The organism is Streptomyces xanthii, assembly GCF_014621695.1.
GTDB lineage: Bacteria > Actinomycetota > Actinomycetes > Streptomycetales > Streptomycetaceae > Streptomyces > Streptomyces xanthii.
The window spans coordinates 7,240,388-7,253,139 of sequence record NZ_CP061281.1; the positions used below are offsets into that span (position 1 = coordinate 7,240,388).

The 12,752-nt window shown below is 71.8% G+C and carries 10 protein-coding genes and 1 pseudogene; 8 read left to right on the forward strand and 3 right to left on the reverse strand.

The features are described from left to right. Positions 1 to 123 precede the first annotated feature (123 nt). The 7 genes and pseudogenes from glsA (at position 124) to IAG42_RS32845 (ending at position 7,963) form a co-directional block, all read left to right on the forward strand. The gene (glsA, locus tag IAG42_RS32815) at positions 124 to 1,917 is read left to right on the forward strand and encodes a glutaminase A (RefSeq protein WP_188340585.1); all 1,794 of its coding nucleotides are present in this window, start codon (positions 124 to 126) and stop codon (positions 1,915 to 1,917) included. A gap of 81 nt (positions 1,918 to 1,998) precedes the next feature. Then, positions 1,999 to 2,196 (forward strand): annotated as a pseudogene (locus IAG42_RS32820) (FAD-dependent monooxygenase); the annotation flags it as partial. Positions 2,197 to 2,435: 239 nt separating this feature from the next. Next, entirely contained in the window at positions 2,436 to 4,049 is a 1,614-nt protein-coding gene (locus IAG42_RS32825) for an ABC transporter substrate-binding protein (RefSeq protein ID WP_188340586.1), read from the forward strand. Further along, on the forward strand, positions 4,049 to 5,023 hold the full coding sequence (locus tag IAG42_RS32830) for an ABC transporter permease (RefSeq protein ID WP_188340587.1): 975 nt from the start codon (positions 4,049 to 4,051) through the stop codon (positions 5,021 to 5,023). The genes IAG42_RS32825 and IAG42_RS32830 overlap by 1 nt, the downstream gene beginning before the upstream one ends. Beyond that, entirely contained in the window at positions 5,020 to 5,928 is a 909-nt protein-coding gene (locus tag IAG42_RS32835; RefSeq protein ID WP_188340588.1) for an ABC transporter permease, read from the forward strand. Before IAG42_RS32830 ends, IAG42_RS32835 begins: the two co-directional genes overlap by 4 nt. Next, entirely contained in the window at positions 5,925 to 6,977 is a 1,053-nt protein-coding gene (locus IAG42_RS32840; RefSeq protein ID WP_188340589.1) for an ABC transporter ATP-binding protein, read from the forward strand. Before IAG42_RS32835 ends, IAG42_RS32840 begins: the two co-directional genes overlap by 4 nt. Further along, positions 6,974 to 7,963, forward strand: coding sequence for an ABC transporter ATP-binding protein (locus IAG42_RS32845; RefSeq protein ID WP_188340590.1), 990 nt, complete (start codon positions 6,974 to 6,976; stop codon positions 7,961 to 7,963). Before IAG42_RS32840 ends, IAG42_RS32845 begins: the two co-directional genes overlap by 4 nt. A 261-nt stretch (positions 7,964 to 8,224) precedes the next feature. On the opposite strand, the gene IAG42_RS32850 is transcribed toward IAG42_RS32845, so the two are convergent. Further along, positions 8,225 to 9,430, reverse strand: a complete 1,206-nt coding sequence (locus IAG42_RS32850) for an amidohydrolase family protein (RefSeq protein ID WP_188340591.1) — start codon at positions 9,428 to 9,430, stop codon at positions 8,225 to 8,227. A gap of 265 nt (positions 9,431 to 9,695) precedes the next feature. Here IAG42_RS32850 and IAG42_RS32855 point away from each other — a divergent pair, with 265 nt between their 5' ends. Continuing rightward, a complete protein-coding gene (locus tag IAG42_RS32855) occupies positions 9,696 to 10,361 on the forward strand; it encodes a GntR family transcriptional regulator (RefSeq protein WP_223206254.1) in 666 nt (221 codons plus the stop codon). A gap of 17 nt (positions 10,362 to 10,378) precedes the next feature. Here the strand turns inward: IAG42_RS32855 and IAG42_RS32860 are convergent, their stop codons facing one another. After that, entirely contained in the window at positions 10,379 to 11,629 is a 1,251-nt protein-coding gene (locus tag IAG42_RS32860; protein ID WP_188340592.1) for an MFS transporter, read from the reverse strand. Between the two features lie 133 nt (positions 11,630 to 11,762). Then, positions 11,763 to 12,692 carry a carbamate kinase gene (locus tag IAG42_RS32865; protein ID WP_188340593.1) on the reverse strand — a complete coding sequence of 310 codons (930 nt, stop codon included), beginning with the start codon at positions 12,690 to 12,692 and terminating at the stop codon, positions 11,763 to 11,765. Between the last annotated feature and the right edge of the window lie 60 nt (positions 12,693 to 12,752).

Consider the following 12,752-nt stretch of genomic DNA (forward strand, 5'->3'; position numbering starts at 1 on the left):
GCAGTCTGCTGGCCGCCGTGCGGAACGATCAAGCTCTTTCGGCCGGGCGGCACCGGACCCGGGCCCTTACGGACGGACCAGTACCGCACGCGCCGCCCGCACCGATGCGTTTCGATGGGAGGCATGGGAAACGAGCAGCAGGACCGGCCCGGCGACCCCCTGACCGCCCTCCTCGACCAGGTGCGGCTGCGGCTGCGCGACCTCGACGACGGCGAGCCCGCCTCGTACATCCCGGAGCTTGGCCGCGTCGACCCCGACCTGTTCGGGCTGAGCCTGTGCGCGCTCGACGGGCAGGTGTACGCCAGCGGTGACACCACGACGCCGTTCACCGTGCAGTCGGTGTCGAAGCCGTTCGTGTTCGCCCTCGCGCTCGCCGACCACGGTCTGGAGAACGTGCTGGCCCGCGTCGGCGCCGAGCCCAGCGGTGAGGCGTTCAACTCCATCCGCCTGGAGCCTGTCACCGGGCGGCCGCCGAACCCGATGGTCAACGCCGGGGCCATCGTGACCAGTTCGCTCGTCGCGGGGGACGGTCCCGACGAGCGTTCGGCCCGCATCCTGGAAGGCCTGAGCGCCTTCGCGGGCCGCCCGCTCAAGGTCGACGAGGCTGTCTTCGCGTCCGAGCGAGCGACCGGTGACCGCAACCGCGCCCTCGCCTACCTCATGCACAACGCGGGCTCCCTCACCGGCGACGTGGAGGAACAGCTCGCCGTCTACTTCCGGCAGTGCTCCGTCCTCGTGACCTGCGAGGACCTCGCCGTCATGCACGCCACGCTCGCCGGCGGCGGCGTCAACCCCGTCACCGGCGACCGTGTCGTCGCCCCGCGCCACGCCCAGCACGTCCTCGCCGTGATGGCGACGTGCGGCATGTACGACGCCTCGGGCCAGTGGATGCTCCAGGTGGGGATGCCCGCCAAGAGCGGGGTCTCCGGCGCGATCGGCGTGGCGCTGCCCGGCCAGTTCGGCATCGGCGTGTTCAGCCCGCCCCTGGAGGAGAAGGGCAACAGCGTGCGCGGCATCGCCGCCTGCCACCTCATCTCCGACCAGTTCGGGCTGCACCTGATGCGGGCCACCGTGCCGCAGCGCCGTCCGCTGCCGCCGCGCTCCCTGCACCCCGCGCCGCTGCGCTCGCTGCGGCACCGCCCGCGCTCCCAGCGCGAGGCGCTCGACGCCCGCCCCGACCGCATCCGGGTGCACGTCCTCCAGGGCGACCTGGACTTCGCCACCGCCGAGCAGACCCTGCGGGCCGCACGCGAACTGCCCGGCGCCGTCTCCTGGTTCGTCCTCGACCTGACCCGCGTCGGCCGCGTCGAGACCGTCGCCGCCGACCTGCTGCGCGCCCTCGGCGAGGACCTGCGCACCCGGGGCACCCGCATGGTGCTCGCGGACCCCGACGAGCGGCAGGCCATGGCCCGCCCCGCCGACGAGTTCCCCGACCTCGGCCGCGCCCTGGAGTCCTGCGAGGACGGGCTGCTCGCCGAACTCGGGCTCGACCCCGACGCGCCCGTGCCGCTCGCCGACTGCGACCTGTTCGGCCGCGCCGACGCCCGGGTCCGCGCCGCCCTCGCCGACGCCTTCGACACCCTGCGCCTGCCCGAGGGCGAGACCGTCGAGCCGCCGGGCGCCCGGCTCAGCGGCCGCATCGTGCTCTGGTACGTCGAGTCGGGCCGGCTCGCCGTGTGCGCCGACTCCGTCTCCACGGTCCGCACCTGGTCCGCCGGGCCCGGGGCCGCGCTCACCCCCGCCGACTTCCCGGCCCGCATGTCCCGCCAGGTTCTCGCCGAACGCGACACGGTGTGCCGCACGCTCACCGCCGAGGGCCTCATGCGGCTGCGCGCCAGCGTGCCGGAGGCGGTCGCGGTTCTGGAGCGGGCGCCGTTGGAGGGCGCGGAGACCGTCGACCGGGCGGACACCGCCTGAGGCCCGCCCGGGGCGCCCGCTTTGATGAACCGCGGGACCGGACTCGTAGATCCCAACTCCCTTTTCACCTAGGGCACTTCGCTGGTGATCATCGGCGCGGGACCGGCCGGCCCGACCGTCGGGAACCTGCTGCGCGCCGCCGGCGTCGACTGCGTGGTCCTGGAGTGCGAGAGCCGGGAGTTCATCGAACGGCGGCCTCGCGCGGGCGTCATCGAGGAGTGGGCGGTGCGTGGCCTGGACCGGTGCGGGCTCGCCACCGCCGGCCTGCTCGCGGCCGCGGGGTCTTTGGATCGGCCATCCGGAATACGGAACGCGCTCCGGTATACCAAAGGCTCGAATTCGTAACGATCGGCGTGGATGACCGCGCACGCAATGCCCGTATTTTGTCGAGAAATTCGGAGGTGGGAGCCCTTTCGCGGTGAGAGTGTCCAGAGAGTGAGACAGTCGCTGGTATACCGTGTCGCCCCAGCGCGACCCGGCCGGGCGCGCACCCCATCCGTGTAAGGAGGTGTGGTCCCGTGCGTCGCCTACCCGCCGTGCTCGCGGCGGCCGCATTGCTGACGTTCGCCACAGGCTGCGGCTCACTCGCCCCGCCCGGAGAACAGAGCGCCGCCGCTCCCCGTCTCGTCGACGACCGGCCGGTCCGCGACGGCGGAACCGCTGTCGTCGGGCTCAAGTCGGACCCCGACATGCTCGACCCCAGCCTGACGGGCACGCTCGTCGCGCGCACCGTGTTCACGTCGATGTGCGAGCAGCTCTACGACGTGGACCGGCACAACCGGTTCGTGCCCCAGCTGGCCTCCTCGATGCCGAAGATCACCGACGGCGGCCGCACCTTCACCTTCGACGTGCGCGAGGACGCACGCTTCAGCGACGGCGCCAAGCTCGACGCGAAGGCCGTGAAGACCTCCCTCGACCGGCACCTCCACCTCAAGGGCTCCGGACGCGCCTCCGAGATCGACTCCGTCGACAAGGTCGAGGCCATCGGCCCGTACACCGTGCGCCTCACGCTCAAGCACGCGGACACCCCGCTGCTCGGCCGGCTCGCCAACACCGCGGGCCTGATCATGTCGCCGAAGGCCCTCGCGAAGTACGGCAAGAACTTCGCGACGCACCCCTCGTGCGTCGGCCCGTTCAAGTACGAGAAGCGCGTCATCGGCGACCGCATCGAGCTCAAGAAGGACCCGCTCTACTACGACGCGGACCGGGTCCACCTCGACGGCGTGGTCTACAAGACCATCACCGACGGCAACATCCGCCTGGCCAACCTGCGCTCCGGCGACGTCCAGACCGGCGACCAGATGGGCCCCGTCGAGGTGCGCAGCGCCCTCGGCGACAAGGACCTCCAGGTCCTCAACACGCCCTCGCTCGGCTACATGGCCATCACCGTCAACGTCGGCAACGACAACGGCATCGACGGCAAGCCCGGCAAGGTCGACACCCCCTTCGCCCGGGACGTCCGTGTCCGCGAGGCCTTCGACCTCTCCCTCGACCGCGAACTGATCAACAAGGTCGTCTTCCAGGGCATGTACGCGCCCGCCTGCGGCCCCGTACCGCCGGGCACTCCGCTCTCCACGCCCACGACCTGCCAGAAGCGGGACGTCGCGAAGGCGAAGAAGCTCCTCGAGGAGGCCGGCGTCAAGACGCCCGTGCCGCTCGAGCTGATGATCAACACGACGCCCGAGGACGCCCGGTTCGGCCAGGTCGTCCAGGCCATGGCCAAGGAGGCCGGCTTCGACGTGAAGCTCCAGCCGACCGAGTTCGCCACCGGCCTGCAGCGCACCTACGCCGGTGACTTCCAGGCCCGCACCGGCGGCTGGGGCGGTCAGCCCGACCCCGCCGGCAACATCGACAGCCTCGTCGGCACCAAGGGCAGCAACAACCAGGGCCAGCTCTCCGACCCGGAGATCGACCGCCTCATCGCCGCCGGACGCTCCACCTCCGACCCGGCGAAGCGCAAGGAGATCTACCGCGAGCTGACCGAGGCGATCAACCGGCAGCACTCGGTGATCTACACCTACCGCAACATCAACTACGCGGTCGCCGCCCAGGACATCAGCGGCATCTCCCTGTCCGGCGACGGCCTCATCCGCATGAAGGAAGCCGGATACGTGAAGGGCGGTGACAAGTGATGGGTACCGTCCGCGGATACCTGAGCTCCTACCCGGCGCGCCGCATCGGGCAGTCGCTGCTGACCCTCGTCCTCGTCTCGATCACGGTCTTCGCCGGCGTGCGCGCCATGCCCGGCGACACCGCCCAGGCCATGGCCGGCGAACAGTCATCGCCCGAGGTCCTCGCCGCCATCCGCGAGGAGTACGGCCTCAACGACAACATCGTCGTGCAGTACTGGAACTACGTACGGCACGCGGTCACGGGCGACTTCGGCACCTCCGCGCGCAGCGGACTGCCCGTCCTTGACTCGATCCTCGACGCGCTGCCCATCACCCTCGAACTAGCCGCGCTCGCCCTCCTCCTGGCGGTCGTGCTCGGCATCGGCGCCGGCATCGTCGCCGCCGTGCGGCGCGGCAAGCCCGAGGAGTGGCTGGCCAACGCCGTCGCCCTCCTCGGCATGTCCGTCCCCACCTTCTGGCTCGGCATGCTCCTCGTGCTCGCCTTCGCGATCGCGATGCCGGTCTTCGCCGCCTCCGGCTTCGTGCCGTTCGGCCAGGACCCGGTGGAGAACATCCGGCGCCTCGTGCTGCCCGCGATCGTCCTCGGCTCCGGCCTCGCCGCCGTCGTGATGCGCCAGACCCGCGCCGCGATGCTCGACGCCCTGTCCTCCGACTACGTGCGCACCGCCCGCGCCAAGGGCCTCTCCGCGCGCACCGTCATCGGCCGCCACGCCCTGCGCAACTCGCTCGTCACCGTCATCACGGTGCTCGGCCTGCAGCTCGGCATGCTCATCTCCGGCGCCGTCGTCACCGAGCAGGTCTTCGTCCTGCCCGGCTTCGGAAAGCTCACCATCGACGCGGTCTTCACCCGAGACTACGCGATGGTCCAGGGCGTCGTGCTCTTCACCTCGGCCGCCTACATCCTGATCAACCTGCTCGTCGACCTCCTCTACTCGGTCGTCGACCCCCGCATCCGGCTGGGAGGCTCCCGATGACGGCCCTCGACACCGCCGCCGCGCCCACGAAGGCGCCGACCGCGCCCGTCGCCGATAAGCACCCCGGGCGGGCCGCGAGCCTGTGGCGCAAGCTGCGCCGCAACAAGCTCGCCCTCACCGGCACCGTGCTCGCCGCGCTCTTCGTCCTCGTCGCACTGCTCTCCGGGATCCTCACCCCGTACGACCCGGCGCAGCCCGACTTCGACAACGCGCTCGCCGCGCCCAGCGGCGCCCACTGGCTCGGCACGGACGACCTGGGACGCGACCAGCTGTCCCGCGTCCTCGTCGGAGTCACCGCGTCGATGCAGGTCGGCGTCCTCGCCGTCGTGCTCGCGTTCGTGGTCGCCGTGCCGCTCGGCCTGCTCGCCGGCTACTTCGGCAAGTTCGCCGACACGGTCGTCTCGCGGCTCACCGACACGATGCTCGCGTTCCCCTTCCTGGTGCTCGCCGTCGGCCTCGCCGCCGTTCTCGGCCCGTCCCTGAAGAACGCCACCATCGCCATCGGCATCTCGCAGATCCCCGCGATCGTGCGCATCACCCGCGCCGAGACACTGCGCCTCAAGCACCTCGACTACGTGGGCGCCGCCATCGCCAACGGCGCGGGCAACGGCACCATCCTCTTCCGCCACATCCTGCCGAACGCGACCTCCGCGCTCATCGTGCAGGCGACCGTCGGCATCCCGTCGGCGATCATCGGCGAGGCCGTGCTCAGCTTCCTCGGCCTCGGCGTCCAGCCCCCGTCGCCCTCGCTCGGCGTGATGCTGTCCTCCGCCCAGCCGTTCATCGCCGACGCCCCCTGGATGGCCGTCTTCCCCGGCCTCGTCATCGTGCTCGCCACGCTGGCGTTCAACCTGCTCGGCGACGGCGTCCGCGACATCCTCGACCCCCGTGGAGGCTCCCGGTGACCGCCACCCAGAAGCCGGCCGAGCCGGTCCTCAGCGTCCGTGACCTGACCGTCGACTTCCACGGACCCGACTCCGTCGTCCACGCCGTCGACGGCGTCTCCTACGACCTCCACCCCGGGGAGGTCCTCGCGGTCGTCGGCGAGTCCGGCTGCGGCAAGTCCGTCACGTCCATGGCCGTGATGGGCCTGCTTCCGCCCACCGCCCGCATCGGCGGCTCCGTGACCCTCGACGGGCAGGAACTCGTCGGCGCGAGCGAGCGCACCTGGCGCTCGCTGCGCGGCCGCCGGCTCTCCATGATCTTCCAGGAGCCGATGACCTCGCTGAACCCGGTGCTCACCGTCGGGCGGCAGATCACCGAGGTGCTGATCCACCACCAGAAGCTGAGCAAGAAGGACGCGCGCGCCCGCGCGATCGAACTGCTCGACCTCGTCGGCATCCCGGCCCCCGCCGAGCGGGTCGACGAGTACCCGCACCAGCTCTCCGGCGGCATGCGCCAACGCGTCATGATCGCCATCGCGGTCGCCTGCGACCCGGCCGTCCTCATCGCCGACGAGCCGACGACCGCCCTCGACGTCACCGTGCAGGCCGGCATCCTCGACGTGCTCAAGTCGCTGCGCGACCGGCTCGGCACCGCGATCGTGCTCATCACGCACGACCTCGGCGTCGTCGCCGAGACCGCCGACCGCGTCCTCGTCATGTACGCGGGCCGGCCCGTCGAACAGGCCCCGGCCGAGGAACTGTTCGCGCACCCGAGCCACCCGTACACGCGCGGGCTGCTCGGGGCGGTGCTGCGGCCCGGCAGCCGGACCGCAGAGGGGCGCGCCCGGCTCAACGAGATCCCCGGGCTCGTGCCCGACCTGCGCAAGCAGCCCGACGCCTGCTCGTTCGCGCCGCGCTGCACCTTCGCGCAGGACGACTGCCGCGGGGGCCGTCCGGAGCTGCGGACCCTGTCCGGTGCGCACCGGATCGCCTGCCACCACCCGGCGGGCTCGGCCGAGCCCGAACTCATGCCCGTCTCCGCGTCCACGTCAGAGGAGGTCTCCCGATGACCGGGACCCCCGTCCTCGAGGTCCGCGACCTCCAGCGTCACTTCCCGTCCGCGTCCGGCACGGTCAAGGCCGTCGACGGGGTCTCGCTGACCATCGGCCCCGGCGAGGTCGTCGGGCTCGTCGGCGAGTCCGGCAGCGGCAAGTCGACGGTGGGCCGCTGCGTGGTCCGTCTCGACACCCCGACCGGCGGCGAGGTCGTCATCGACGGCACCGACGTCACGACGCTGTCCCCGCGCGCCATGCGGCCGCTGCGCAAGAAGGTCCACCTGGTCTTCCAGGACCCGTCCTCCTCGCTCAACCCGCGCATGACGATCCGCCAGATCATCGCCGAGCCGCTACGGCTGCACGGCCTGGCGAACCGGGCCGAGGCCTCCGCCCGCGTCGACGAACTGCTCCGCCAGGTCGGCCTGCGCCCCGAACTCGCCGACCGCACCCCGCACCAGCTCTCCGGCGGACAGCGCCAGCGCGTCTCCATCGCGCGGGCCCTGTCCGTCGAGCCGGCGCTGCTCATCGCGGACGAGCCCACGTCCGCGCTCGACGTGTCGGTCCAGGCCTCCGTCCTGAACCTGCTCGCCGACCTGCAGAAGGAACGCGGTTTCGGCTGCCTGTTCATCACGCACGACCTGGCCGCGGTCGAGTACCTCGCGGACCGGATCGCCGTGATGTACCTCGGGCGGATCGTCGAACTCGCCCCGGCGGTGGAGCTGTTCGCCGATCCGAAGCATCCGTACACGCAGGCGCTGCTCTCGGCCGCGCCGGTGCCGGATCCGCAGGAGCAGCGCGAACGCTCCCGGATCGTGCTCGGGGGCGACCTGCCGAGCCCCCTGGACCCGCCGCCCGGCTGCCACTTCAACACGCGCTGCCCCCTGGCGACGGACCGCTGCCGCACGGAGTCCCCGGCCCTGCGCACCCTCCCCGACGGCCGCCAGGTGTCCTGCCACCTCGTGTCCGAGGACGGCACGGCCCCGAACGCGAAGTCGGCCTGACCCGACCTCGGAGTACGCGAAGTCCCCTGGTCCGAAACCAAGTTCCGGACCAGGGGACTTCGTCGTCCAGCGCCGCCGACCCGGGGGTGACGTACCCCGTCAGGAGCGCGGGGAACTGCGCGAGCAGCCCCACCGGGGCGTCAGTCGGCGTTGTACCTCGACCCCACGGCCGTGGAGCCTCACGGCGCGGACGGCCGAACGACGCCGCAGGGTCCCGGCGATGGGCCAGGACCCTGCGGCGTCGTCAGGGGAAAGGCGGGGTCAGACCAGCTGGAGCTGGTCCGCGACGACGCGGCCCGCGCGGAGCACCGTGCGGTCGGTGCCGCGGTCCATGACGGCGGCGGCGACCGTGTCACCGTCCACCAGGACGAGGTCCGCCGCGTCGCCCACCGAGACACCGGGACGGTCGGCCGTGGAGGTGAGGCGCTCCAGGGACGGGTCCAGGATCGCGGCGCCACCGCGGCTCGCGACGGCCCAGCAGTGCTCGATCAGCTCGTCCGGCCGGTACCGGTTCGTGAACGCCAGCTGCCACGTCCGGTCGAGCATGTCCCCGTTGCCGTACGGCGACCAGTAGTCCCGCTGGCCGTCCTCGCCGAGACCCACCCGCACCCCGGCCCGGGTCAGTTCCGCGAGGGGCAGCGCGTGCATCTGCTGCGCGGGCGCGATCGTCGCCATCGAGATGTCGAGGTCGGCGAACTCCTCGATGAGGCGCCGGGTGGTGGCCTCGTCGACGTTGCCCAATTCGTACGCGTGCGACAGCGTCACCTTGCCCTGCATGCCGAGCGCACGGGTCCGCTCCAGGATGAGGTCGGTGCTGAACACCCCGAGGTGGCCCGGCTCGTGGAGGTGGATGTCCACCGGTGCCTGGTGCTTCTCGGCGAGGCCGAAGACGATGTCGAGGTGCTTGACCGGGTCCTTGTCGAGGGTGCACGGGTCGATGCCGCCGACGACGGCCGCACCGGAGGCGAGCGCCTGGTCCATCAGCTCCGGCACGCCCTTCTCCAGGAGCAGGCCGGCCTGCGGGAAGGCCATGATCTCGACCTCGGCGCGGTCCTTGTGGGCCTCCTTGGCGGCGAGGACGCCCTCGAAACGCTCCAGGCCGCTGTCCGCGTCGATCTGCGCGTAGCTGCGCACGCGCGTGGTGCCGCGCTCGATCATGCGGCCGAGCAGCGCGGTGGTGCGCTCGGCGACCGGCGGGTCCTCGCGCCAGTGCTCGCGGTCGTTCATGGTCAGGCCCCACACGCCCGGCCGGCCGGTGTGCGGGCGGAACGGCAGGCCGACCCGGTTGGAGTCCAGGTGGCAGTGGACGTCGGAGAACGACGGCATGGCGAGGCGGCCCCGCCCGTCGACGCTCGAACCGTCGTCGGCGCGCGCCGGGTCGTGCGGCATGACGGCCGCGATCCTGCCGTCCAGGATCTGGAGGTCGGAGGCGTCGCCGCCCCACGGGCGGACGTTCCTGATGAGCATGGGCGTGACTCCTTGCGGGAAAGCGGACGGAACGCCTCGGACGGACCGTGGTCGAGGCCACCGTGACCTTAACATTTGGCATACCAAATGAAGTTGCCTCCTGCATCGATGCGGCAGCTATGAGGTATTTGCGGCGAATTCAAGTCAGGAAGAGAGGGGATGGGCGGCGATTCTTCGGTCGATCGGTATACCGGGCGGCCGAAAAGCGTCGGACCGTGCCAGGGGTGCGGCACGAGAGCCTGAACTCCGATGCGAAAATGGCGGAATGACAGGCGCAACGGCAGACGCCGAGGAATTCACCCCCGAGTCGGAGCGGGTCATGCGCACCCTGCGCGACCAGATCATCGACGGCTCCCGGGCCCCCGGCAGCAAGCTGGTGGAGCGGGAGCTCGCCGCCGAGCTCGGCGTGAGCCGGCTGCCGGTGCGCGACGCGCTGCGCGATCTCGTCAACGAGGGCCTGGTGACGCCCAGGCCGCGCACCTGGGCCGTGGTCCGCGAGTTCACCCCCTCCGACATCTCGGACCTCAGCGAGGTCAGGTCCGCTCTGGAGACCCTGGGCTTCCGGCTCGCGGCGCAGCGCCGCACCCGCTCGGGCCTCGCCAAGCTCCGCTCCCAGCTCGACGCGGAGCAGGCCGCCGCGGCCGAGGGCGACGGCGCCGCCGCGCGCCGTTTCGCGGCGGACTTCCACGAGACGGTCACCGAGCTCGCGGACAACGCCCTGCTGAGCGAGCTCGATCTGACGCTGCGCAGCCGGATGCGCTGGCTGCTGGGCCAGCACGACGACTTCACTGCCGTCGCGGAGGAGCACGAGGAGCTGTACCGGGCCATCGAGGCCCGGGACGTGGAGACGGTGGGGGAGCTGGCGGTGGCGCACCTGGCGACCAGTCAGGCCGAGGCGGACGCGCACCACCGGCACGCCGTCGTGAGCTGACCGGCAGAAGCGGTGGGTCAGACCCCGCGGTAGCGGGGCAGCCCGGGCAGGCGCAGCGCGAGCACGGCGAGGAACGCGACGAGGAGCAGCGAGCTCAGCAGGGTCGTCGTGGCCACGCCGACGTGCTGCGCCGAGAAGCCCAGGCACAGCGAGGACAGCGGCATGACACCGATGGCGAGTTCCTGGACGCCGAGCGCCCGGCCCTGGACCGAGGGCTCGGTCGTCATCAGCAGCAGTGTGGTCTGGAGTACCCCGAACGAGGCGCTGAGCAGGCCGATGAACGCCATCAGCGCGAACGACACGGCCACATGGCGGGAGAGCGCGAACAGCGCCCACAGCGTGCCCCAGGCCGCGGTCCCGTAGACGAACAGGGCGCCCTTGAACCGGAAGTCGCCGAGCGCGGCGATGACCAGGGAACCGGTGAGGCCGCCGACGCCGCTGCACGTCAGGAGCCAGCCGAGGCCGTCCGCGTCCAGCCCCAGGGACTCCTTCGCGAAGACCGGCATGAAGGCCTGATACACCGGCCACAACAGGATGTTGGCGGCGAGGGTGACGCCCAGGACGCCGGCGGCGAGGCGGTTGCCGAGGATCGTTCGGATGCCGCCGACCAGCAGCGCGCCCACCGGTTCCGGCGCGGCCCGCCGGGCGCCCTCCGTGTCCGCGTGGCGCAGCGGCCACAGCGCGAGCAGCGACAGGGCGAACCAGCCCGTGGAGATCCACAGGGCGACGGAGGAGCCGAACGCGCTGATCATCGCGCCGCCCAGGGCCGGTCCGACGACCTGCGTCATGTTCATCGCCATGGCGTTCAGCGCGTTGGCGTTGCTGAGGTTGCGCCGCCCCACCAGTTCGAGGACCAGTGAGGACCGGGCGGGCTGCGAGGGGGACTGGGCGAGGCCGGTGGCCAGGCCCGCGAGCACGAGCACCCAGTACGGGGCGTCGGTGACCGACTCGAGGGCGGACACGGCGACGGCGGCGGTCAGCGCCCAGCCGCAGGCGATGTTCAGCAGCCGTACGCGGTCGTGGCGGTCGGAGAGGACCCCGGCGAAGGGGCCGAGCAGCATCGGGGCGAGCCGCGCCGAGGTGAAGACGGCGAGCAGGAACTCCGAGCCGGTGGTGTCGAAGACGATCCAGCCCAGGACCATCGTCTGGGTCCAGGCGCCGCCGAAGAAGAAGACGTTGGAGACCCACAGGGCGCGGAAGGCCCGGCTGTCGCGCAGCGAGGCGAGCGGACCCGAGCGGGCGCGGGGAGGAGACGGGGGTGCTTCCATCGGCGTCTCCCGCGGCACGCTCGAACTCCTCTTCCGTTGTACGGATCCGGCCCGCTGGGCCGCCTCGCCACCGCCGCGTTGCGACGACGGTGGCGAGGGGTTGCCCGAATGGTATACCGAAACGGTGCGGGCGTCAGACGAAGACGATGTCGCCCTCGACGTCGGAGCGGATCTCGGTGCCGACCTTGCGCTCCAGCAGGTCGTCGAGACGGTCCAGCGGGCCGATGAGCGTACGGCCGCCGGCCTCGGCGACGCGCACCGCGGCGGCCACCTTCGGCGCCATGGAGCCCTCGGCGAACTTCATCGTGGCCAGGCCCTCGGGGGAGGCGGTGAGGATGTCGCGCTGCTCCGGGGTGCCCCAGTTCTCGCTGACGAAGTCGCCGTCGGTGAGCATGATGAGCATGTCGGCGCCCAGGTCCGCGGTGAGCGCGGCGCTCGCGGCGTCCTTGTCGACGACGGCCTGCATGCCGATCTGCCGGCCCTTGGAGTCGGTGCGCACCGGCACGCCGCCGCCGCCCACGCAGACCACCAGGGTGCCGTTGTCGAGCAGGGTGGAGACCAGCGGGGCCTGCATGATGCGCAGCGGGTGCGGCGACGGGACGACGCGGCGGAAGGCACCGCCGTCCTTGGCGATCGTCCAGCGGTACTCGGCCGCCGCCTCGGCCGCGTCCTGGGCGGAGTAGGTCGGGCCGATCAGCTTCGTCGGACGCTCGAAGGCCGGGTCGTTCTCGTCGACCTCGGTGGTGGTGACGATCGCCGCGACCTCGCGCTCACCGACCAGGGCGTTGGACAGCTCCTGCTGGATGACGTAGCCGATCATGCCCTGGGTCTCCGCGCCGAGGATGTCGAGCGGGTACGCCGCGACGTCCTGGTATGCCAGGTTCTGCAGGGCGAGGAGGCCGACCTGCGGGCCGTTGCCGTGGGTGATGACGACCTCGTGCTCGCGGGCCAGGCCGGCCAGGGCCTGGCAGGCGCCCCGGACGTTGGCGCGCAGGCGGTCGGCCGTCATCGGCTCCCCGCGCTTGGCCAGTGCGTTCCCTCCGAGGGCGACGACGATGCGCATGTGAAGTCCCTTGTTCTGAATGTTCGCTTACCGGACGCAGAATGGTATACCAATATGGGT